General features: G+C 39.9%; 24 protein-coding genes and 1 other RNA gene. 16 read left to right on the forward strand and 9 right to left on the reverse strand.

Going from position 1 to position 23,009, the window contains the following annotated elements:
- Positions 1 to 153 precede the first annotated feature (153 nt).
- The 8 genes from tpiA to ssrA all read left to right on the forward strand — a co-directional run bounded on the left by tpiA (position 154) and on the right by ssrA (position 8,710).
- Entirely contained in the window at positions 154 to 909 is a 756-nt protein-coding gene (gene tpiA, locus AC3WJG_RS16905; RefSeq protein ID WP_013059700.1) for a triose-phosphate isomerase, read from the forward strand.
- The gene (gpmI, locus tag AC3WJG_RS16910) at positions 909 to 2,441 is read left to right on the forward strand and encodes a 2,3-bisphosphoglycerate-independent phosphoglycerate mutase (protein ID WP_028409643.1); all 1,533 of its coding nucleotides are present in this window, start codon (positions 909 to 911) and stop codon (positions 2,439 to 2,441) included. The genes tpiA and gpmI overlap by 1 nt, the downstream gene beginning before the upstream one ends.
- Positions 2,442 to 2,465: 24 nt before the next feature.
- Positions 2,466 to 3,761, forward strand: coding sequence for a phosphopyruvate hydratase (gene eno / locus AC3WJG_RS16915; protein ID WP_013059698.1), 1,296 nt, complete (start codon positions 2,466 to 2,468; stop codon positions 3,759 to 3,761).
- 208 nt (positions 3,762 to 3,969) lie between these two features.
- On the forward strand, positions 3,970 to 4,203 hold the full coding sequence (secG, locus tag AC3WJG_RS16920) for a preprotein translocase subunit SecG (RefSeq protein WP_013059697.1): 234 nt from the start codon (positions 3,970 to 3,972) through the stop codon (positions 4,201 to 4,203).
- A 267-nt stretch (positions 4,204 to 4,470) separates the two neighbouring features.
- Complete coding sequence (locus tag AC3WJG_RS16925) at positions 4,471 to 5,211, forward strand: alpha/beta hydrolase (RefSeq protein ID WP_013059696.1); 741 nt, start codon at positions 4,471 to 4,473, stop codon at positions 5,209 to 5,211.
- A gap of 38 nt (positions 5,212 to 5,249) precedes the next feature.
- Entirely contained in the window at positions 5,250 to 7,592 is a 2,343-nt protein-coding gene (gene rnr, locus AC3WJG_RS16930; RefSeq protein WP_013059695.1) for a ribonuclease R, read from the forward strand.
- A 151-nt stretch (positions 7,593 to 7,743) separates the two neighbouring features.
- On the forward strand, positions 7,744 to 8,211 hold the full coding sequence (smpB, locus tag AC3WJG_RS16935; RefSeq protein WP_013059694.1) for an SsrA-binding protein SmpB: 468 nt from the start codon (positions 7,744 to 7,746) through the stop codon (positions 8,209 to 8,211).
- A gap of 137 nt (positions 8,212 to 8,348) precedes the next feature.
- Positions 8,349 to 8,710, forward strand: a transfer-messenger RNA (tmRNA) gene (gene ssrA, locus AC3WJG_RS16940).
- Between the two features lie 130 nt (positions 8,711 to 8,840).
- On the opposite strand, the gene modB is transcribed toward ssrA, so the two are convergent.
- From modB to fdhF, 4 genes are all read right to left on the reverse strand, one after another.
- The gene (modB, locus tag AC3WJG_RS16945; RefSeq protein WP_028409640.1) at positions 8,841 to 9,497 is read right to left on the reverse strand and encodes a molybdate ABC transporter permease subunit; all 657 of its coding nucleotides are present in this window, start codon (positions 9,495 to 9,497) and stop codon (positions 8,841 to 8,843) included.
- A gap of 7 nt (positions 9,498 to 9,504) precedes the next feature.
- Entirely contained in the window at positions 9,505 to 10,302 is a 798-nt protein-coding gene (gene modA, locus AC3WJG_RS16950; protein ID WP_098526056.1) for a molybdate ABC transporter substrate-binding protein, read from the reverse strand.
- Positions 10,303 to 10,426: 124 nt separating this feature from the next.
- A complete protein-coding gene (locus AC3WJG_RS16955) occupies positions 10,427 to 10,906 on the reverse strand; it encodes a helical membrane plugin domain-containing protein (RefSeq protein WP_013085382.1) in 480 nt (159 codons plus the stop codon).
- 11 nt (positions 10,907 to 10,917) lie between these two features.
- On the reverse strand, positions 10,918 to 13,857 hold the full coding sequence (fdhF, locus tag AC3WJG_RS16960; RefSeq protein ID WP_098433184.1) for a formate dehydrogenase subunit alpha: 2,940 nt from the start codon (positions 13,855 to 13,857) through the stop codon (positions 10,918 to 10,920).
- Between the two features lie 366 nt (positions 13,858 to 14,223).
- On the opposite strand from fdhF, the gene AC3WJG_RS16965 reads away from it, so the two are divergent.
- From AC3WJG_RS16965 to moaA, 3 genes are all read left to right on the forward strand, one after another.
- On the forward strand, positions 14,224 to 14,568 hold the full coding sequence (locus tag AC3WJG_RS16965; RefSeq protein WP_013059689.1) for a Na-translocating system protein MpsC family protein: 345 nt from the start codon (positions 14,224 to 14,226) through the stop codon (positions 14,566 to 14,568).
- Between the two features lie 66 nt (positions 14,569 to 14,634).
- Entirely contained in the window at positions 14,635 to 15,381 is a 747-nt protein-coding gene (fdhD, locus tag AC3WJG_RS16970) for a formate dehydrogenase accessory sulfurtransferase FdhD (RefSeq protein ID WP_371400140.1), read from the forward strand.
- A gap of 46 nt (positions 15,382 to 15,427) precedes the next feature.
- A complete protein-coding gene (moaA, locus tag AC3WJG_RS16975; RefSeq protein ID WP_098333929.1) occupies positions 15,428 to 16,444 on the forward strand; it encodes a GTP 3',8-cyclase MoaA in 1,017 nt (338 codons plus the stop codon).
- Positions 16,445 to 16,456: 12 nt separating this feature from the next.
- Here moaA and mobA read toward each other — a convergent pair whose 3' ends face one another.
- The gene (gene mobA, locus AC3WJG_RS16980) at positions 16,457 to 17,026 is read right to left on the reverse strand and encodes a molybdenum cofactor guanylyltransferase (protein ID WP_098333930.1); all 570 of its coding nucleotides are present in this window, start codon (positions 17,024 to 17,026) and stop codon (positions 16,457 to 16,459) included.
- A 161-nt stretch (positions 17,027 to 17,187) separates the two neighbouring features.
- Here mobA and AC3WJG_RS16985 point away from each other — a divergent pair, with 161 nt between their 5' ends.
- The 5 genes from AC3WJG_RS16985 to moaD are packed head-to-tail and all read left to right on the forward strand — an operon-like array spanning position 17,188 to position 20,699.
- Complete coding sequence (locus AC3WJG_RS16985; protein ID WP_102813391.1) at positions 17,188 to 18,204, forward strand: molybdopterin-synthase adenylyltransferase MoeB; 1,017 nt, start codon at positions 17,188 to 17,190, stop codon at positions 18,202 to 18,204.
- 17 nt (positions 18,205 to 18,221) lie between these two features.
- The gene (locus AC3WJG_RS16990) at positions 18,222 to 19,487 is read left to right on the forward strand and encodes a molybdopterin molybdotransferase MoeA (RefSeq protein WP_492588422.1); all 1,266 of its coding nucleotides are present in this window, start codon (positions 18,222 to 18,224) and stop codon (positions 19,485 to 19,487) included.
- Positions 19,475 to 20,002, forward strand: a complete 528-nt coding sequence (gene mobB / locus AC3WJG_RS16995) for a molybdopterin-guanine dinucleotide biosynthesis protein B (RefSeq protein WP_098791943.1) — start codon at positions 19,475 to 19,477, stop codon at positions 20,000 to 20,002. Before AC3WJG_RS16990 ends, mobB begins: the two co-directional genes overlap by 13 nt.
- Positions 19,999 to 20,463 (forward strand): molybdenum cofactor biosynthesis protein MoaE, encoded by a 465-nt coding sequence (locus AC3WJG_RS17000; RefSeq protein ID WP_025752620.1) that lies wholly within the window; start codon positions 19,999 to 20,001, stop codon positions 20,461 to 20,463. Before mobB ends, AC3WJG_RS17000 begins: the two co-directional genes overlap by 4 nt.
- 2 nt (positions 20,464 to 20,465) lie before the next feature.
- Positions 20,466 to 20,699, forward strand: a complete 234-nt coding sequence (gene moaD, locus AC3WJG_RS17005; RefSeq protein WP_028409631.1) for a molybdopterin converting factor subunit 1 — start codon at positions 20,466 to 20,468, stop codon at positions 20,697 to 20,699.
- 33 nt (positions 20,700 to 20,732) lie between these two features.
- Here the strand turns inward: moaD and AC3WJG_RS17010 are convergent, their stop codons facing one another.
- The 4 genes from AC3WJG_RS17010 to AC3WJG_RS17025 all read right to left on the reverse strand — a co-directional run bounded on the left by AC3WJG_RS17010 (position 20,733) and on the right by AC3WJG_RS17025 (position 22,936).
- Entirely contained in the window at positions 20,733 to 21,374 is a 642-nt protein-coding gene (locus AC3WJG_RS17010; protein WP_013059680.1) for a nitroreductase family protein, read from the reverse strand.
- Between the two features lie 27 nt (positions 21,375 to 21,401).
- Positions 21,402 to 21,839 (reverse strand): MarR family winged helix-turn-helix transcriptional regulator, encoded by a 438-nt coding sequence (locus tag AC3WJG_RS17015; RefSeq protein ID WP_013085370.1) that lies wholly within the window; start codon positions 21,837 to 21,839, stop codon positions 21,402 to 21,404.
- A 197-nt stretch (positions 21,840 to 22,036) separates the two neighbouring features.
- The gene (locus tag AC3WJG_RS17020) at positions 22,037 to 22,180 is read right to left on the reverse strand and encodes a hypothetical protein (RefSeq protein ID WP_180976343.1); all 144 of its coding nucleotides are present in this window, start codon (positions 22,178 to 22,180) and stop codon (positions 22,037 to 22,039) included.
- Between the two features lie 129 nt (positions 22,181 to 22,309).
- Positions 22,310 to 22,936 carry an undecaprenyl-diphosphatase gene (locus AC3WJG_RS17025; protein ID WP_028409630.1) on the reverse strand — a complete coding sequence of 209 codons (627 nt, stop codon included), beginning with the start codon at positions 22,934 to 22,936 and terminating at the stop codon, positions 22,310 to 22,312.
- Positions 22,937 to 23,009 lie beyond the last annotated feature (73 nt).

The raw sequence follows: 23,009 nt of genomic DNA on the forward strand, positions 1-23,009 counted from the left end.
GGACCGACCTGACGACTGATAATATAAAAAATTATCAAGCAGCGAAGATGGATGACCAAGAGATAAAAGGGACCGAATCACTTTTAACAGCACCCTCTTGGACATCTAACGCGTGAAGGGAAAACCCACAATAAACAAAGGACGGTGTTATACATGCGTAAACCAATTATTGCAGGAAACTGGAAAATGAACAAAGTACTTTCTGAAGCAACTAGCTTTGTTGAAGAAGTAAAAGGAGCAGTACCATCTCCTGAAAGCGTAGAATCAGTAGTATGTGCACCTGCACTATTTTTAGATCGTTTAGTAGAAGCGACTAAAGGCACAGACTTAAAAATTGGTGCACAAAACATGCACTTTGAAGAAAACGGTGCGTTCACTGGAGAAGTGAGCCCTGTTGCTTTAGCAGACTTAGGTGTGAACTATGTCATTTTAGGACACTCTGAGCGTCGTGAAATGTTTGCTGAAACGGACGAAACAGTAAACCAAAAAACAATTGCTGCATTCAAACACGGTTTAACACCAATCGTTTGCTGCGGTGAAACAAACGAAGAGTACGAACAAGATCAAACAAAAACAGTTGTAGCTAATCAAGTACAAAAAGCATTAGCTGGTCTAACTGATGAGCAAGTAAAACAAACGGTTATCGCATATGAGCCAATCTGGGCAATCGGTACAGGTAAATCTTCAACTGCTGAAGGTGCAAACGAAGTTTGTGCATACATCCGTAGCGTTGTTGCAGAACAATTCTCTCAAGATGTTGCAGATGCTGTACGTATTCAATACGGCGGTAGCGTAAAACCTGCTAATATCAAAGAATATATGTCTCAATCAGACATTGACGGAGCTTTAGTAGGTGGAGCAAGCTTAGAAGCAGATTCTTTCTTACAGCTTTTGGAGGCTGGTAAGTAATGAGTAAAAAGCCAGTAGCATTAATCATCTTAGATGGTTTTGCATTACGCGATGAAGATAAAGGTAATGCGGTAACACATGCAAAAAAACCAAACTTCGACCGTTTCTGGAACGAGTATCCTCATGCTACACTTCAGGCGTCTGGAGAAGCTGTAGGCTTACCAGAAGGCCAAATGGGTAACTCTGAAGTAGGTCACTTAAACATCGGCGCAGGCCGAATTGTGTACCAAAGCTTAACTCGTGTAAACTTAGCAATTCGTGAAGGCGAGTTTGAACAAAACGAAACGCTTCTAGCAGCTGTAAAGCACGCAAAAGAAAAGGGTACAAACCTTCATCTTTTCGGGCTTTTATCTGATGGCGGTGTACACAGTCATATCGAACATCTATATGCATTATTGCGTCTAGCTAAGAGTGAAGGCTTAGAAAAAGTCTACATTCATGGCTTCTTAGATGGTCGTGACGTAGCACCTCAATCTGCTGAAACGTATTTAAAAGAACTTAATGAAAAAATTGAAGAGTACGGCGTTGGTGAAATTGCAACACTTTCAGGACGTTACTACTCAATGGACCGCGACAAACGCTGGGAGCGTGTAGAGAAATCATACCGCGCAATGGTTTACGGCGAAGGTCCATCATATACAAGCGCTGAAGAGTGCGTAAAAGATTCGTATGAAAATGGAATCTATGACGAATTCGTTTTACCTTCTGTTATTACAAAAGAAGACGGATCGCCAGTTGCGACAATTCAAGACGAAGATGCAGTTATTTTCTACAACTTCCGTCCAGATCGCGCAATTCAAATTTCAAATACGTTCGCAAACGAAGATTTCCGTTCATTTGATCGCGGTGAAAAACATCCGAAAAACTTACATTTTGTATGTTTAACTCACTTCAGCGAAACAGTTGACGGATATGTAGCCTTTAAGCCAAATAACTTAGATAACACGCTTGGTGAAGTATTATCTCAAAATAACTTAAAGCAGCTTCGTATTGCCGAAACAGAAAAATATCCTCACGTAACGTTCTTTATGAGCGGTGGACGTGAAGCAGAGTTTCCTGGTGAAACACGTATCTTAATCGATTCACCAAAAGTAGCAACATATGACTTGAAACCTGAGATGAGTGCTTATGAAGTGACGGACGCGTTGCTTGCAGAAATCGAAGGCGATAAGCAAGACGCTATTTTATTAAACTTTGCAAATCCTGATATGGTTGGCCATTCAGGTATGTTAGAACCAACGGTAAAAGCGATTGAAACAGTAGATGAGTGCTTAGGCAAAATCGTAGATGCAATTTTAGCTAAAGGCGGTACAGCAATCATCACAGCAGACCATGGTAATGCTGATGAAGTGATTACGCTTGAAGGTAATCCAATGACGGCTCATACAACGAATCCTGTTCCAGTAATCGTAACCAAACAAGGCTTAGAGCTTCGTGAAGACGGTATTCTAGGAGATCTAGCTCCTACGATGCTTACTCTTCTAGATGTAGCACAGCCAAAAGAAATGACAGGTAAAACATTAATTAAATAATTAATTATAAAGGAGAGTTTTAAAATGCCAGCAATTCTTGACATTTATGCACGCGAAGTATTAGATTCTCGCGGTAACCCAACAGTTGAAGTTGAAGTATATACTGAATCAGGCGCTTTCGGACGCGCTTTAGTACCAAGTGGTGCTTCTACTGGTGAATACGAAGCAGTAGAATTACGCGATGGTGACAAATCTCGCTACCTAGGTAAAGGTGTATTAAAAGCAGTAGAAAACGTAAACGAAATTATCGCTCCTGAATTAGTAGGTATGGACGTAACTGATCAAATCGGTATCGACCGCCTTATGATTGAGCTAGATGGTACGGAAAACAAAGGTAAATTAGGTGCCAACGCTATTCTTGGTGTATCTATGGCAGTAGCTCACGCAGCAGCTGATTTCGTAGGTCTTCCATTATACCGTTACCTTGGTGGATTCAACGCTAAGCAATTACCAACTCCAATGATGAACATCATCAACGGTGGTTCTCATGCTGATAACAACGTTGACTTCCAAGAATTCATGATCTTACCTGTAGGAGCTCCTACATTCAAAGAAGCAATCCGTATGGGTGCTGAAGTATTCCACGCGTTAAAATCTGTTTTATCTGCTAAAGGTTTAAACACAGCTGTAGGTGACGAAGGTGGTTTCGCTCCTAACTTAGGTTCTAACCGTGAAGCATTAGAAGTAATCGTAGAAGCAATCACAAAAGCTGGTTACGAAGCTGGTAAAGACATCCAATTAGGTATGGACGTAGCTTCTTCTGAGTTCTTCAACAAAGAAACTGGTAAATATGATTTAGCAGGCGAAGGCCGTACAGGCGTAACTTCTGCTGAAATGGTAGATTTCTACGAGCAGTTAGTTAACGAATTCCCAATCGTTTCAATCGAAGACGGTTTAGACGAAAATGACTGGGATGGTCACAAGCTATTAACTGAGCGCATTGGCGGAAAAGTACAGCTTGTTGGTGACGATCTATTCGTAACAAACACGAAAAAACTTGCTCAAGGTATCGAACAAGGCGTAGGTAACTCTATCCTTATCAAAGTTAACCAAATCGGTACATTAACTGAAACGTTCGAAGCTATCGAAATGGCTAAACGTGCTGGTTACACAGCAGTAGTTTCTCACCGTTCTGGTGAAACTGAAGATGCAACAATCGCTGATATCGCTGTTGCAACAAACGCTGGTCAAATCAAAACTGGTTCTATGAGCCGTACAGATCGTATTGCGAAATACAACCAATTACTACGCATCGAAGACGAGCTAGGTGTTTTAGCTGTATACGATGGCGCTAAATCTTTCTACAACTTAAAAAAATAAGTTGAAAGTATAAAAAACGGATGACGATTGTCATCCGTTTTTTTACGTTAAAATCCGGTGTATTTCACTGCCATTACTTGTACGAGAGGGTTTTTTATGATAAATTAACCTTAGCGTAGTGCGCGTACTTTATCCCCGGTAATGCCAATCAGAAGGGATGAAGAAACCCCGCTGATTGATTATTACTTGGTGTAGGAGGTGTGTCTTAGTGCATACATTGCTGATTACTTTGCTAGTGATTGTTTCAATTGCTTTGATTGTTGTGGTCGTTTTACAATCAAGTAAAACTACTGGATTATCTGGAGCTATTTCCGGTGGAGCTGAAACGTTATTTGGGAAACAAAAAGCACGTGGAATTGACTTAGTTTTACACCGTTTGACAGTAGTGTTATCTATCTTATTCTTTGTGTTAACACTTGCTGTATCTTATTTCAAACTTTAATATGTTACTGGATAGACTGCCACCTAATGCATATGTACTTGGTGTATACCAACTTATGTATTAGGTGGTTTTTTAATGGGCGTGTTGAATACTTTAATTTCATTTTTAAGTAATGATATAATATACCTTTAGAAAAAAGTACTAAATATAGTATAAAAGCGTAAAAGTCGACGGCCACATCTCTTGTTATGTGATGACCGTCACATAAATACATGTTTTTTTCTATTAGGACTGCAGATATTATAACTAAAAGGAGTTAAATGATATATGAAAATTGCACAACCAAAGCCATTTACATTTGAAGGCGGCGAAAAAGCTGTTTTATTACTTCATGGTTTTACCGGAAATTCTGCTGATGTTCGTATGTTAGGTCGTTTTTTAGAGAAAAAAGGATACACATGCCACGCACCTCATTACAAAGGACATGGCGTAGCCCCTGAAGAACTTGTTCATACTGGTCCAAAAGATTGGTGGAAAGATGTCATGGACGGCTATGAGTTTTTGAAAAGCAAAGGTCATGAAAGTATTGCCGCTGTAGGTCTTTCACTAGGTGGCGTATTTTCACTGAAATTAGGTTACACTGTACCTATAAAGGGTATTGTGCCTATGTGCGCCCCTATGTATATAAAGAGTGAAGAAGTCATGTATGAAGGTGTTTTAGCGTATGCACGCGAATATAAAAAGCGTGAAGGTAAATCGTCTGAACAGATTGAACAAGAAATGGAAGAGTTCAAGCAAACACCAATGAACACATTAAAGTCTTTACAGGAATTAATCGCTGAAGTGCGAAATTCAGTTGATATGATTTATGCACCGACATTTGTTGTACAAGGTCGTCATGATCATATGATTAATACAGACAGCGCTAATATTATTTATAATAGCGTCGAGTCTCCTACAAAAGATATAAAATGGTACGAAGAATCTGGTCATACCATTACCTTTGATAAAGAGCGTGATCAGCTTCACGAGGATGTATATGCATTTTTGGAATCACTTGATTGGTGATAGAGATAATACGAATAAAGAAAAAGGAGGGACATGATGTGAAAGAAGAAAATCAGCCCTATATAAATGAAATATTGGATTTTATGAAAAGGGATAATTACAAACCTTTGACTGTCCAAGAGCTTGCAAAAGAATTTAATACTGAGGATGCAGAGTCATTCAAAGAGTTTGTGAAGGCACTTGTTATTATGGAAGAGAAGGGTTTAATTATCCGGGCAAGAAACGATCGCTACGGGCTGCCGGAACAAATGAATTTTGTTAAAGGGAAAGTAAGCGGACATGCAAAAGGGTTTGCGTTCGTAGTTCCTGAAGAAAAAGATGCGGGTGATGTATTTATTCCCCCTACTGAAACAAACAATGCTATGCACGGAGATATTGTGCTTGCAAGAGTGTCATCAGAATCATCAGGTGCTCGTCGTGAAGGAACCATTGTAAAAATCTTAGAACGAGGTACCCAGCAAATTGTAGGTACGTATACGCAAAGCAAAAATTTTGGCTTTGTGATTGCGGATGACAAAAAAATTGCAGGTGATATCTTTATTCCCAAAGCAGCAAGAAACGGTGCCGTTGAAGGCCATAAAGTAGTAGTAGAACTGACAACCTATCCGGAAGGCCGCATGAACGCAGAAGGAAAAGTTGTTCAAATTCTTGGACATAAAAACGATCCGGGGATCGATATCATTTCTGTGATCCATAAGCACGGTCTTCCTCAAGAATTTCCTGCTGATGCTTTAACACAAGCAATTGATACACCTGAAACGATTGACGAAAAAGATATCGGCAACCGCCGCGATCTTCGTGATCAAGTTATTGTAACCATTGACGGAGCAGATGCAAAAGATTTGGATGACGCCGTAACGGTTACAGAGCTTGAAAATGGAAACTACAAATTAGGCGTCCATATTGCAGATGTAAGTCACTACGTTAAAGAAGGTTCTCCGATTGATGTAGAAGCAGCGGAGCGCGGAACAAGCGTCTATTTAGTAGACCGAGTTATTCCGATGATTCCTCACCGTTTATCTAATGGAATTTGCTCATTAAATCCAAAAGTTAACCGTTTTACGCTTTCTTGTGAGATGGAAATCGATCCACAGGGTGAAGTAGTAAAACATGAGATTTTTGAAAGTGTCATCAAAACGACAGAACGAATGACGTATTCAGACGTTAACAAAATCTTAGTGGATAAAGACGAAGAAGTGTTAGAACGCTACGAGCCAATCGTTCCGATGTTTGAGCGTATGGAAAAGCTAGCAGCTATTCTTCGTAAAAAGAGAATGGATCGCGGTGCCATTGATTTTGATTTCAAAGAAGCAAAAGTATTAGTAGACGATGATGGCCATCCCCACGATGTTATTTTGCGTGAACGTTCGGTTGCTGAAAAGCTAATCGAAGAATTTATGCTAGCGGCGAATGAAACAGTAGCAGAACATTTTCATTGGATGAACGTACCGTTCATTTATCGTATTCATGAAGATCCAGATGCAGAGAAGCTTACTCGTTTCTTAGAGTTCATTACAAACTTTGGTTACACGGTGAAAGGAACAGGAAACGATATTCATCCGCGTGCGCTACAGGATATTTTAGAAGAAGTAAAAGGTACGCCTGAAGAGATGGTTATTTCAACTGTTATGCTTCGTTCGATGAAACAAGCGAAATATGAAGCAGAAAGTTTAGGCCACTTTGGTTTATCAGCTGAGTTCTATACACATTTTACGTCTCCAATCCGTCGTTATCCGGATTTAATCGTTCATCGTCTCATTCGCACGTATTTAATTGAAGGAAAAACAGATCAGCAAACGCAAGAAAAATGGCGCGAACTTCTGCCTGATGTTGCTGAGCATTCTTCTAATATGGAACGTCGTTCAGTTGACGCTGAGCGAGAAACGGACGATATGAAAAAAGCTGAGTTTATGGCTGATAAAGTTGGGGAAGTATTTAATGGTATTATTAGCTCTGTTACTAACTTTGGAATGTTCGTGGAGCTAGAAAATACGATTGAAGGTTTAGTTCATGTCAGTGACTTAACAGATGACTATTATCGTTATGACGAGCGTCACTATGCAATGATTGGAGAGAAAACGGGCAATGTCTTCCGAATTGGAGACGAAATTGAAGTGAAAGTTGCCGATGTGAATAAAGACGAGCGTTCAGTTGATTTTATTATTGTAGGAATGAAAGAAAGTCGCAAACGCTTATCTAAAGACCGTCCTAAAGTGATTAAAGCAAAACAAAAGTCACGCAAAGATGATAAAGGAAAAGGTCGCGAGGGCAGCCGAAGCAAAAATGAAGAGTGGTCTACTCAAAAGCCAAAGAAGAAAAAGAAAAAGAGATTCTTCGAGGGTGCCCCAAACGTTAAGCGCAAAAAGAAAAAGCGCAAATAATCGAAATCGACAGCAGTGAAGCAGAAGGGTATTCCTTCTGCTTCAAAACAGCTCCATTAAACGTTTTAGTTGTTGTTTAGATTTCCATACAGTAAAATGATACATAATATCATACATATACGTAAGTACGGCTGAAGGGAAGGAACGTTTTATGCCAAAAGGTGAAGGGAAATTAATTGCACAAAACAAAAAAGCCCGCCACGACTTTTTTATTGAAGAAACATATGAGACGGGTATTGTTCTACAAGGAACGGAAATCAAATCAATTCGTAATGGGCGTGTAAATTTAAAGGACTCTTTTGCTCGTGTGCAAAACGGAGAAGTATTTCTACACAATATGCACGTTAGTCCTTACGAACAAGGAAATCGATACAATCATGAGCCGTTGCGTACACGAAAGTTATTGCTGCATAAGCGTGAAATCAGCAAGCTAATTGGCTATTCAAAAGAAACGGGTTATTCATTAGTTCCTTTAAAAGTGTATTTAAAAAATGGATACGCAAAGGTTTTACTAGGGCTTGGTAAGGGTAAAAAGAAATATGACAAGCGTGAAGACTTGAAGCGAAAAGAAGCGAAGCGCGATATCGAACGAGCATTTCGTGATCGTCAAAAGATGTAACATTACAAAATCTTACAATTGCAAAATGCTCATTTTGTGATATAATAAGTATTGTTATCAGTTAGATTTCATTTTGCACACTGAAGTCGCTATCTGATGTAAGATTTTTTCTTACACATTCCGACTCCCTTTTATATGGGGACGTTACGGATTCGACAGGGGTAGTTCGAGCTTAGGTTGCGAGTCGAGGAGATGGCCTCGTTAAAACATCAACGCCAATAATAACTGGCAAATCTAACAATAACTTCGCTTTAGCTGCATAATAGTAGCTTAGCGGTTCCTCCCTCCATCGCCCATGTGGTAGGGTAAGGGACTCACTTTAAGTGGGCTACGCCGGAGTTCGCCGTCTGAGGACGAAGGAAGAGAATAATCAGACTAGCGACTGGGACGCCTGTTGGTAGGCAGAACAGCTCGCGAATGATCAATATGCCAACTACACTCGTAGACGCTTAAGTGGCGATATTTCTGGACGTGGGTTCGACTCCCACCGTCTCCACCAATACATATTGTATGGTGGCTTACCTTACTTATAACAGGAGCTAATCAAATGTATGTTCTTCATTTGATTAGCTCCTTTTTAATTTATGATGTATGTAAAAAGGATGTCTCTTTGTGTAAGAGACATCCTTTTACTTTTGTTTAAGCTGAACAAAAAGCAGCATAAGAAAGGAAAGAAAGACGATTGAAATAACCCATAGCCAAGCGAGATTCATGTTTCCAGAGTCAATCGCTACGTAGATAGCGGTAGGAACAGTTTGTGTTTCACCTGGAATATTACCAGCAAACATCAAAGTGGCTCCAAACTCTCCGAGTGCTCTTGCCAGACTTAGCACTCCTCCTGTTACGATGGCTTTAGAAGCTAAAGGGATGGAAATAAAGAAAAAGACTTTCCATTCGCTTGCACCATCTACTCGAGCTGCGTCTTCAATTTCGTAATCTACGCCTTGAAAGCCTGTTTTGGCAGATTGATACATAAGCGGAAACGCAACGACAACGGATGCAATAACAGCCGCCCACCATGTGAAAATAACAGGTTGTTGAAAGACCCATTCAATTGTCCGGCCAAGCAGGCTGTGTTTCCCGAATATGACAATCAATAAAAATCCAACAACGGACGGAGGGAGCACCAACGGGAGCATTAACGCCGTTTCAATCATCACTTTTCCCTTAAAGTGTTTCCTGGATAACAGTTTTCCTATAACAGTGCCTAAAATAATAACGACAAATCCTGCTACTAATGCAATTTTAAGGGATAGCTGAAGAGGAGATAAAAATTCTTGAATCATAGCGGCCTCAATTTGCAGTGAAACCGTATTTCTTTAAAGTGTCAAGAGCCGTCTTACTTTGTAAAAATTGATAAAAAGCTTTCGCTTCTTGTGGATGTTTCGAATCCTTAATAACGCCTACAGGATATACAATTGGTTTGTGAGTGCTATTCTCTGCAGTAGCGACAATCTTCACCTTTTTTGAAATCAAGGCATCGGTTTTATAAACCACCCCAGCTTCAACGTTTCCTGTCTCCACATAGGAAAGCACCTGGCGTACGTCTTTCGCATAGACGGTTTTTGGCTCAATGTCTTTCCAGAGGTTCATGTGTTCAAAAGTCTCCTTCGCATACTGTCCGGCAGGAACGGATTCTGGTATTCCAAGTGCAATTTTTTGAACAGTCGGCTTTGATAGATCTTCAAAGTTTGTGATAGCAGACGGATTATTCTTTGGGACGATAAGCACAAGGTCATTGCCAACCAAGTCAGTACCATTTTCCTTGGAAATAGCTCCTGCTTTTACTAGTGCATCAAACTTGTCTTCCGCGGCTGAAAAAAATAAATCAACAGGTGCGCCGTTTGTAATTTGCTGCTGCAGCGAGCCTGAAGCTCCAAAATTAAATTTTAAGTCTATATTTGGATGCTTTTTTTCATATTGCTTTTGAAGATCAGTGAGCGCATCTTTTAAGCTGGCCGCAGCGGATATCGTTAAGCTGATGTTTTTGTGCTGAGCTGCGGATTGATCTGTATTTGTTTCGTTCGAACAAGCAGCAGTAAACATAATTAAAAATAATAGTGCGAATAAGGGTTTAAAGTATTGTTGCATCGTGTCACCTCAATTAGTTGTAGTAAAGCAATTTAGTATAACTATATCACGTTCATTTAAAATTTGACTTCCTAAAAAGAAAACAGCGACTTGAAAGGGGAAAACTTTCAAGTCGCTGCTTCATTTATTCTTCCAACGCTTTGCCCATTCCTTTTAAAAAGTGAAGCCCAAATCCAATTGCACGATTGACATCTGGATCGTTTAGCGCTTTTATAAGAGCTAATGCACTTACTTTTTTTCCTGTTTTTACATATTCATTCGCTTCGTTCATACCAGCCGTTGCGCTATTTACAAGTTTAGCGGTTACTTCTGGATCTGCCTTCATCAAACCGCTGCTTGCACCCATAAGAGTATTAATTAAATTGGTTACCGGCTCTCTGGAAATTTGATGAAGCGCAATTTTTGAGATTTTTTCTTTTGCTTGAATCATTGAATCAGCAGCTTCAAGAACACCCATGTCGTTAAGTTCGCCAACAATACCGAGAATACGGTTCAACGCTTCTTCATTATCTGCCAGCAGAGAAGTTAAATCTTCTAATTTTTGTTGTTTTTCTTCTTCCTCGCTTAGAAGAGGTTTCTTAATTTCTGTAATAGGTTGTGCCATCTTTTCTCCTCCTATTTACTTGTTAAATGGACGTAGCCAGGACGGTTCCATTTACGCTGAACCTCGACCCCATTTTGAGGATGACGTTTTTTATTACGCGGATTTGTAGGCGGTAAAGGCGTTTCGCCACCTTTACTTAATACTTCCATCCGTACTTTTGTTTGTTTGTAAGCCGGCGTATTTGTTCGTTGGTCTACTGCAGGTCCCGTCAAGAAGTTAATAGCCGAATCTTTATGAACAGAGTGCATTGGAAGGTACAGTTCATTTGCTTTTACTCGCTCTGTAATTAATGCCTGTACTTTTACTGCTCCAAACGGTGAGATTAATCTGACAAGCGAACCTTCTTCAATTTCACGCTCCTTGGCAAGCTGAGGTGAAATTTCTACAAATACTTCTGGTACTTTTGATTGGATGCCGCTCGATTTATTAGTCATATTCCCTTCGTGAAAATGTTCTAACATTCTTCCATTATTAATGTGTAGATCATATTCTTCTGGGAATTCGGCAGGAAGTACCCAATGTGATAAAGCAAAGCGCGCTTTTTTATCTGGGAAATTAAACCCATCGACGTAAAGTAACGGCGTGCTTTTTCCCTCTAAGCTCCCCCATAAGAAGCTATTCCAGCCTTCAAGGTTTTCGTAGCTGGCTTGGCTGAATAGGGGTGATAGACTAGCCATTTCTGCAAAGATATCACCAGGATGTGTATACGTCCAGTTCGCACCTAAGCGGTTGGCAATCTCTTGAACAATCCACCAATCCGGCTTTGAATCACCGAGCGTTGGTAATGCTTGATACAATCTTTGGACACGTCGCTCCGTATTGGTAAACGTTCCGTCTTTTTCAAGAGAAGGAACAGCAGGGAGTACAACATCAGCATATTGAGCCGTTCTCGAAAGGAAAATGTCTTGGACGACAAAAAAATCTAAATTTGATAATATTTCGTGTACGTGGTTAGCATTTGAATCAACAAGAGCCATATCTTCTCCGACAAGGTACATGGCCTTCATTTTTCCTTCATCAATTGAATGCAGCATTTGAATATTATCAAGCCCTGGCTTGTCTTTAATTTTTACACCGTATGCTTTTTCAAATTTCGCTCGGGCGACTGAGTCTGTGACGTGCTGATAGCCTGGAAGCCAAGCTGGAAGAGTTCCCATATCACATGCTCCTTGGACGTTATTGTGGCCTCGGAGTGGATAAGCGCCTGCTCCAGGGCGTCGATAGTTTCCAGTAGCAAGCAACAGGTTTGAGATAGCCGCTGATGTATCAGAGCCTCCCGTATTTTGCGTTACGCCCATGCCCCACAGCACACAGGTTCCATCGGCGTCTCGAATCATTTCAGCTATTTGAATGAGCGTTGCTGCTGGAATACCCGTGATTTGTTCAGCATATTCAAGCGTGTACTTTTCAAGCAAAGAGTTAAAGTCTTCAAAATAGTTGACGTTTTCTTGGATGAATTTTTCATCGTGCCATCCTTGGTCAATCATGTATTTTGTTACAGCCATTAGCCATACTTGGTCCGTACCTTGTTTTGGACTGATAAAAATGTCAGAGCGTTCAGCCATTTCGTTTTTGCGCAAATCCGCGACGATTAGTTTTTGGTCATGAAGCTTATGCGCGCGTTTGATACGAGTTGCTAATACAGGGTGACCTTCAGCAGGGTTAGCTCCAACGATGATAACCAGTCCAGCTTTTGCGATGTCTTTTATCGTGCCGGCATCGCCTCCCATTCCCACTGTTCGGAATAATCCATCAGTTGCAGGAGACTGACAGTAGCGAGAGCAGTTGTCTACGTCATTTGTTTCGAACATTTGGCGAGCCAGCTTTTGAATAACATAGTTTTCTTCGTTTGTAATCTTAGAAGAAGAGATAAAACCAACTGATCCATGTCCATACTGCTGATTGATAGAGCTTAACCTGCTTGCTACTAAGTCCAAGGCTTCTTCCCATGACGACTCTACAAATGCGCCATTTTTTCGGATTAAAGGCTTAGTAATACGTTTTTCAGAGTTTACAAAATCCCAGCCGAATTTTCCTTTCACACAGGTTGAAATAGCATTTGCAGGAGCATCAGAGCTAGGCTGAACTTTAAGGATTTCACGGCCTTTTGTCCAAACTTCAAATGAACATCCCACTCCACAAAATGTACAGACCGTTTTTGTTTTTTTCGTGCGTGTTTCACGCATAGCTGCTTCTACTTCTGAAACAGCAAAAATTCCGCTGTATCCAGGTTCTACTTCTTTAACTAAATCAATCATTGGATTTAAAACGTCTTTTGGAAGTCCAGTCATAAATCCAGCTTCTCCAAGCATGGATTTTTCCATTAATGCATTACAAGGGCATACGGTTACACATTGACCGCAGCTCACACAAGAAGATTCATTGATTGCTACACCGTCATCCCAGAGAACGCGGGGGCGTTTCGCTTCCCAGTCGATAGAGAGTGTTTCATTAACTTGAAGATTTTGACAAACCTCTACGCATTGTCCACAAGCAATGCATTGATTAGGGTCATAACGGTAGAACGGATGAGACATATCGACTTCATTCTCTGAGGCCTTTGGCGTATAGGGGTATTTTTGATGTTCAATCTCCATCATTTCGGCTGTGTTATGTAATTTACAGTTTCCATTGTTATTGTCGCAAACGGTGCAGTATAGCAAATGATTCTCTAATAAACGATCCATTGCTTCCGTCTGTGCCGCTTTTGCGGGTGCTGATTGTAATTCAATCTTCATGCCGTTTTCAGCTTTTGTAGAACAAGAACGAACTAACTCGCCATTCATTTCAACGATACATGTGTCACAAGTTTGAATAGGATCCACTTCAGGAACATAACAAATCTGAGGGTGCTCAATGCTTTGCTGGTTAATAATTTCAAGTATGGTAGAACCTGAAGCTGCCTTGTATTCGTTGCCATTTATATGAACAGTGATGGTTTCACGACTCATTTGTTTTCCTCCTTTATATAAAACAAAAAACCACCATGAATACACACGCCTAATTAAATAAGGGAAGTGCAATCATGGTGGAATAGTTTACTAGCAGGTCTTACTAATATGCCAATCCGGCCCATTTATATCGTTAAGAAAAAGTGATAGAGTAATAACAATTCATTATTATTATTATTCCATCTCGGTTATTTATAATTATATCGCTACGTTTTTAAATGCACAACTTTTTTAAATACCGAACTCTCTTCAAAAGTTTTGCTGCAAAAATTTTAGGCTTTTATTTTTTGAAGTGTTGATTTATGATAAAAAAACTGTAGGAATAAAATGCACAATTTAATTTTAATCGGTGGGAGAGCGTTGATTATGTCAAAAACTATTCATGAATTTAATGATATTATTCGGAAGCTTCGAAAAGATTTATTTGGAAAAGGACCGGAAAGAATACATACGGTTTTTGTTGAAAATATGGCTGTCTCAACACTGTATGGAAATTTAACTCCGACAGAAACATTTATTGCAAGCACTTCTGAAGGATGTGACATGGTTCATCTAGCTCGAACAAAAATGATCCAAGATGTATATGCATCGAATCCGCCCGAAGGGCTAGAAGAATTGGTCGGAGCAAAGCTGGTTAATTTATTTTCAGATATGAAAATAAAAGAAAATATAGCGGTTTCCGTATTCGTTTTTGATAAAAACATTATTTGAAAAAGGAGACATCACATGAATTCGACCGTTAAGAAGCGTACAGTTCTTAAATTTAAAAATGGTGAAATGGAAAGCGTGGAAGATAAAATTGTAACGGAGTTTCCTGTGACTGTGAAAATTAACGAAGAAGAGTTTGTCACGATGGTATGTAGCCCTCAATACATTGAAGATATGGTCATTGGCTATTTAGCATCTGAAGGGGTTATTCGAGCATATAAAGACATTAAAAACATATGGGTTCAAGAAAAAGAAGGGTATGTTCATGTTACAATAGATAAATTAAACCCGTATTTTCAAAACCTTCAAAATAAACGATATATCACGTCTTGCTGCGGGGCGAGCAGACAAGGGTTTGTCTTTATAAATGATGCGCTGACTGCTAAAAAAATGAATGATATATCGGTAGAACTTTCAATTAAGGATTGTTTTCAATTGATGAATAAGCTGCAGCAATCTGCTGCTACGTTTCAAGAAACGGGTGGCGTTCATAACGCTGCTCTTTGTGATAAAAATGGCTTTATGCTTAGCAGAATGGACATTGGCAGGCATAATGCTCTAGATAAACTATACGGGTATTGCTTAAAACACCATATTTCAATTAGAGATAAAGTAGTCGTTTTCAGCGGCCGTATTTCGTCAGAAATTTTGTTGAAAGTAGCGAAGATCGGGTGTGAAGTGGTTCTTTCAAAATCTGCTCCGACTGAACTTGCTTTAAATCTAGCAGAAGAATTGGGAATTACAACGGTAGGGTTTATTCGAAATGATTCGTTGAATATTTATACATGCCCGGAAAGAATTTTAAAAGAGAGTTAATCTGCTGTGGAGAAGCTGACAGCTAGAGAGAGGAGAGATGAGGCAGATGTCATACGCTATAGTTGATACTTTAAAGCGTCCTTTACGAGACTTGCGTTTGTCCGTAACAGATCGCTGTAACTTTCGCTGTCGATATTGTATGCCTGAAGAAATTTTTGGGGCAGACTATCCATTTTTACCTGCCGAAAACATTCTTTCGTTTGATGAATTAGAGAGACTCACTAGATTATTCGCATCGCTAGGAGTAAAAAAAGTGCGTATAACGGGAGGAGAGCCGCTGCTAAGAAAAGGCTTGCCAGATCTAATCAATCGTCTGAAGCAAATTGAGGGTATAGATGATATTGCCATAACAACAAACGGCTCACTGTTAAAGAAGCATGCAGAAGCCTTATCAAAAGCGGGATTATCAAGAGTGACCGTCAGCTTAGACTCACTTGATGAAGTGAGATTTCAAGAGCTGAATGGAAACCGAGGAAGCGTAAAACGAGTATTAGAAGGAATAGAGGCAGCAGCTCGTGCGGGGATTTCAGTCAAAATAAACATGGTTGTTCAAAAAGGCAAGAATGAGCAGGATATTCTTCCGATGGCCCACTATTTTAAAGACAAAAAACATACGCTGCGTTTTATTGAATATATGGATGTTGGAAATTCAAACGGATGGAAAATGGATGAGGTTATAACAAAGAAACAAATTCTGGATATAGTTGGACAAGAAATGCCTCTTGAAGAAATTCCACCTCATTATACGGGGGAAGTAGCTACCAGGTATCGATACGTCGGGACAGAAGAGGAAATTGGTATCATTTCATCTGTCACAGATTCATTCTGTTCCACTTGTTCACGCGCAAGAGTATCGGCTGAAGGAAAGCTCTATACCTGTTTGTTCGCGTCAAAAGGATATGACCTCCGCAAACTGATACGATCAGAAGCATCTGATCATACTGTTTGTGACACTATTTCTGATATCTGGAATCATCGGAAAGATCGCTACTCAGACGAACGAGCTAACGGAAGACAGGTCCAAGGCGCTGAAAAAGTGGAAATGTCCCATATTGGTGGATAATTCAAAAAAGCTTTATACTTCCCAATCACTGCGATGATTCACATTTATAAACGTGGGATCTTCTGCTGAAAAAGGCACGCGAAGGACATTTGTCTGATTCAATAATTGCGTAAGCCTTCTTTCACCTTGTGTAACGAGTTGTTCAATAAGAGGAAGCGTTCTACGGTGATAGAGTGCTAGAAGCGGGTGAATGTGATCAGGCTGAACAGGAAGAACAATGTCAGGTGAGTCTGTTTGAGTCAGTGTTATCATGTGATGAACAAACTCAGCATTAATAAAAGGAATATCGCAAGAAAGAATAAAGAACCATTCAGCGCAGCAATCGATGGCAGTTAAAGCGTGATGAATTGCATACAAAGGTCCTTGATACGGGCATTTTTCAACTGCAAATGCAACATCCTTCCTTTGAAAATAAGGGAGTAAATCTTGGTTGGTAGACACAAGTATAGGTGTGACGTGATTTTCTTTTAATGCATCTATACTATATTCGTAAAATGATTTCTTGTTATAGGTTTCAAACATTTTTGGTTTACCATAGCGAGAAGATTTTCCTCCTGCTAATACAATGCCGGCAATGGACATTTATTAAATACCTCCATCAAAATATATTTGTATATTTATGCACGTAAGCGTCCGTAAAGCAGCTTAGCTTTATGTGTATAATAGCATGTTTTTAAAGAAATATCTTTGATGAAGGAATAGATAGTGAAGTCAGAGATTGAACGAGAAAGGGAGAGAAAAGAGTGACAGAACGTTATTCACGTCAGCAGCTTTTCCAGCCTGTTGGAAACAAAGGGCAGCAGCAAATTAGAAGTAAGCATGTTTTAGTTGTGGGTGCAGGGGCTCTAGGCAGCGCCAGCGCAGAAGCTCTCGTGCGTGCTGGAATTGGAAAATTGACTCTTGTAGATCGTGATTATGTAGAATGGAGTAATCTACAGCGTCAGCAGCTTTATACAGAACAAGATGCCCAAAACAAACTACCTAAAGCTGTAGCAGCAAAAAATCGTTTGGGTCAAATAAACACAGAAGTGAAGATCGAAGCGCTGGTGATGGATGCTCAGCCTGCTAATTTAGAAAGTATCGTCCAAACAGCTGATGTGATCATTGATGCAACAGACAATTTTGACATCCGTTTTATTTTAAATGATTTGTCACATAAGCATGACGTGCCTTGGATATATGGCTCATGTGTCGGCAGCTATGGCACCACTTATACGATTATCCCAAATGTAACGCCTTGCCTGCACTGTATACTAAAAAAGATCCCTGTGGGAGGAGCAACGTGTGAGACAGCAGGAATTATCAGTCCAGCTGTTCAAATCGTAGCAGCCTATCAAATAGCCGAAGCATTAAAAATTTTAGTCGAAGATGTTGAAGCTTTGCGTCACACATTTCTAACCTTTGACGTCTGGAATAATCAGCACGCTGAATTTAAGACGGGCAAAATGAAAAGTGATAAATGTTTTTCTTGCGGATCGACCCGAACCTATCCGAACCTAGCGTATGAAAATCAGCTTAAAACAGAAGTTCTGTGCGGCAGAGAGACGGTTCAAATCAGACCTTCGCAGCGCCATTTGTACAACTTCGATGAATTGGAAAATCGGTTAAAAAAACAGGGGAAAGTGGACCGCAATCCATACCTTCTGTCATGTCAGCTTTCAGAGCAGCGCTTTGTAATTTTTCAAGATGGCCGTGTATTTATTCATGGAACGAATGATATTCAATTTGCGAAAAGCTTATATTATCGTTTACTAGGATGAGTAAAGGAGTGAAAAGAATGAGAGAAAAGCGAACTCCTATCCCTGTCGGAGAATGCGTTGGACGAGTGATGCAGTATGCAAAAAACAGAAAGCAAGAAATCATTGCGCTTGAAGAAGCTCACGGCAGATTTTTAGCTGAAGATTTAATAGCAGATCATGATATTCCTGCTTTTGATCGTTCACCATATGATGGTTTTGCCGTTCGGTCGCAAGATACGAAAGAAGCATCATCACTTCATCCAGTAGAACTGGCCGTTCGAGGAGAAATAGGAGCGGGTTCTGTTTTTGAACATACAGTCAGCGCGATGCAGGCTGTGCGTATTATGACAGGAGCTCCTATTCCCAAAGGCTGCGATGCGGTTGCGATGCTTGAAGTAACAAAAGAATATACGAAGGACAATCAGCCGATCGTTCAAATCAAGCGTTCATTTAACGGCGGAGATAACATTTCTTTTCAAGGAGAAGAAACAACAAAAGGCACCGTGTTAGCTTCAAAAGGAACGTATATCACTCCGGGAGTAGCTGCTCTTTTAGCCACATTTGGCTATGATAACGTAGCTGTCTTCCAAAAGCCTGTAGTTGGATTACTTGCAACTGGAAGTGAACTAGTGGAAGTGAGTGATCCTGTTGAACGGGGCAAAATTCGTAATAGCAATGCTCATATGCTTCGTGCCCAAATTGAAAGAGCTGGGGGCGAAGTGAACTATTTTGGTATCATGCCCGATGATTTAAGTGAGTGCTACAATGCGGTAAAATCTGCACTATCAGAAGTGGACATGCTGATTACAACGGGCGGCGTTTCAGTAGGAGACTATGATTATCTACCAGATGTTTATAAGCAATTACAGGCCGAAGTTCTTTTTAATAAAATAGCGATGAGGCCAGGCAGTGTCACAACGGTTGCTCGTATGGAAGAGAAGCTTTTATTTGGCCTATCGGGAAATCCTACAGCGTGCTATGTCGGTTTTGAACTTCTGGCTCGTCCTGTCATCAGTACATATGCGGGTAAAAGCACCCCTCATCTTCGGAAAGAAAAAGCTTTGTTAGGAAAAGACTTCTTAAAGCCAAATCCTTTTATGCGATTTGTATCTGGCAGGCTTTCATATAGGGAAGGACAGCTGATTGCTTCTCCACTAAGCTTTACAAAATCTAGTGCTGTTTCTTCTTTAGCTCATGCGGATACGTTAATTATATTTCCCGGAGGAACGAGAGGATACAAAGAAGGAATGCTGGTTGACGTCTTATTGCTAGATGACGTGCGGGGAAGTGAATGGCCTTGGTAGCAAGTTGCACTGTTTTACAAGTAGTTGGATTTCAAAACAGCGGAAAAACTACTTTAGTGGAAAAGCTCATTAAAAGAGCGAAACAATTTAATCTATGTGTAGGTTCTATTAAGCACCATGGACACGGCGGACCTCCAGATAGCAGCAGTGAGCTAAAAGACAGTCATCGCCACCAGCAAGCAGGTGCCGATGTGGCAGGTGTAGAGGGAGGTGGAATCCTACAGCTTACGGCAGATAGTAAAGACTGGAGCCTAAAAAAGCTGATTGATTTTTATCAATTTTTCTCGCCAGATGTCATTTTTGTTGAAGGATATAAAAAAGAATCCTATCCAAAAGCAGTCTTGATTCGAAGTGAAGAAGATCTTGTTCTGCTTTCCTCTCTAACCAATATTATATGCGTGATTAGTCACGTTCCACTAAAAAAAGAAGTGCAGCGAGCATATCCAATGTTTCACTTACAAGAAGACGAACTTTATCTTAATTTTTTATTGAAAGAAGTGGGGGAAAGAAGATGAACCAGCACTTATTTGAAGTAGTAAATCAGCCAATTGCTGTAGATGAAATAATTAAAAAAGTTTCTAGAAGAGACGCTGGAGCTATTACGACATTTATTGGAACGGTAAGAGAATTTACAAAAGGCAAGAAGACGCTCTCTCTTGAATATCAAGCCTATGTGCCAATGGCAGTGAAAATGCTTAGCCAAATTGGTGACGAAATTCAGGAAAAGTGGCCCGATGCGTTGACAGCTATTACTCACCGAATCGGGAAACTTGATATAACAGAAGTCGCAGTAGTTATTGCCGTTTCTTCTCCGCATCGCAAAACAGCTTATGAAGCAAACGAGTATGCTATTGAACGCATTAAGCAAATTGTGCCAATTTGGAAAAAAGAATTTTGGGAAGACGGAACAAAATGGATTGGAGATCAGTTAGAAACGAAAGAATATCCTGAAGGAAAGCCATTGAAGGAGATGTGAAAATGATTAACGTCTTATTTTTTGCTGCTATACGTGAAGAGGCTGGAGTGGAACAAGTAACAGTTGATAAGCAAGATATAACAGTGAAGGAATTAAAGGAATATGTACAAAAAACGTATAAGCTTTCCTCTTTGGAGCAAACGATGACAGCAGTCAACGAAGAGTTTGTAACAGATGAAGAAGCCATTAGAACGGGAGATACCGTCGCATTTATTCCACCCGTTAGTGGAGGATAAAAAAAGGTGCTGAATACACAGCACCTTTTTTTATTATCTAAATTGAGCTACTTTTTCGATTGGTAAACGTACAGACGGGTAACCGCTATTTGCTGCTTTGCCGATTGAAAGTAACATAACCGGTGCATAGCGCTCTTTGTCTAAACCGAATGCTTCGGCAATTTGATCTTTTTCATAACCGCCAATAGCGTTTGTATCATAACCATGAGCACGTGCAGCAAGCATTAACTGCATGGATACTAAACCGCCGTCAATTAATACTGTTTCTTTATTTAATTCTTCAGAAGCAGCTGCGTAGTGCGCTTTGATTTTAGGGATTTGCATGTCTCTAATTTCTTGTGGCATATAGCCTAGTTCAACAGCTTTATCGTAAATTTCATCTAAATTTTCTTCACTTTTTAAATCGCCGAATATCGCAATAACAGCTGCTGATGTTTCTACTTGTGACTGATTAAATTTAGCAAGCGGAGCTAATGTTGCTTTTCCTTCAGGGCTATCAATTACTAGAAAGCGCCAAGGCTGTGCATTAACAGAAGATGGAGCTAGCGTCGCTTCTGTTAAAATTTCTTTCATTTCTTCACGGCTGATTTTGACAGATGGATCGTAATAACGAATAGATCTGCGCCCTGTAATAATATCTTGGAAATCATTGTTTAGTGTTTTTGTTTGTGTCATGATGAACTCTCCTTTATGTTAAAAATGTTATGACCGTTCAATGGCCGAAATGTTTACTTTTAAACGCTCGAGCATTTTGGAAAGCAGCAGCTGTTCTTCTTCGCTGAAATCTTTAAATGCTTCATCAATAAAGCGAGCTTTTTCGTTTCGAAATGCACCGATTTTTTCATGTCCGCTTTTCGTAAGCTTTACAAATGTTACGCGGTTGTCATCAGGGTTTTTACGGCGTGATACAACATCTCTTTCTTCGAGCTGCTTTAAATGTCTTGTAATTGCAGCATTGTCAATGTTTACTTGCTGTTGAAGCGCCTTTTGACTCATTTCACCTGTTTCATAAAGCTGATGTAAAATATCAAGACGTGATTGGCTAACACCGGTACAATGCTCAAACTTTTGATTAATTTGTTTATTAACTTCTTGCAGAGCATACAGAACATTTGCTTTTTCAGAACATGAATGTGACAAGAAAGTCGCTCCCTTTTTCTATGATATTTATTGATGGATTAATATTTGATACATCAATGTTTGATACATCAACTAATATAAAATAAATAAAAGTGAAAGTCAAGAAAGTGAACGTTGTTTTTTAAAAATAATAAAGAAAGAGACTGGGAAGTAACGAAATGAATCCGATCCAAAGGCGAACAATCTGGATATATAATCTAGACTGCTTGCTCGACCGCAGTTGATTTCCGTGCAAGGCTTCGCTTTCCGCGGGCGGCCGCTGAGCCTCCTCGTCGCTTACGCTCCTGCGGGGATCTCACCTGTTCCACTGTTCCAGCAGGAGTCTTCGTCTTGCCCTCCAATCAACTGCTGGAAGGAACGAAACAGATAAAATCTACGTTCACCATAACAAAAAAAACGAACCACTAATCAAACTGTTTGATTAGTGGTTCGTTTTTCACTTCAGCTAAACTATTTTTGTCTCAGCCTCTTTAAGCTGAATGATTTTTTTTGCTAATTTGTTCATGTGTATAGGGAGATAGAAACGGAATACGCTTGATAATCAAATCGTGAATCCAGAATAATCGCTGAATAAGAGGAGCTGTTTTAGCTGAAACGTATATAATAAAGCATCCCATAGCTCCCGCGATCACCATGCCTCCAAGTACATCTGCTGGATAGTGAACGCCTACGTAAATACGCGAAAGGCCCGAAATGACAGCCCATATAAAAATGATGCTTCTCGATTTGTTTTTCCGTAACCACATGATCCAAGCAGCAGAAAAGACTAAAATTGAATGATCACTAACAAAAGATGAATTAGCCGGGTGCGGAATCAGTTTATGAACGTGATGAGTCACAAACGGACGCGGGTGGTAATACACCAGGTGAATGACTTCATTGATACATAGAGAAAGTACAATTGTAAACAACATGTATAAAGCCGTATAACGGTGATAAATTGTTCTTTCTGTTTTTCCGCTAAACCAAAGCAAAAGCAAACAAGCCATTATAAAATAAGGAACGCTATTCGTGATGATAATCATTACAGAATCCATTGCGCTGGATTTACCAGCAAACGAGTTAATCCATTGAAATACTTCGTAATTGAGGTTCATTTGTTTTCTCCTTATGCAGTACTTTTCACTCTTAGTTTAGATTGACACTCTAAAAAAACGATGAATTTCACAT

The sequence above is a fragment of the Priestia sp. FW507-14D1A genome (assembly GCF_058781295.1).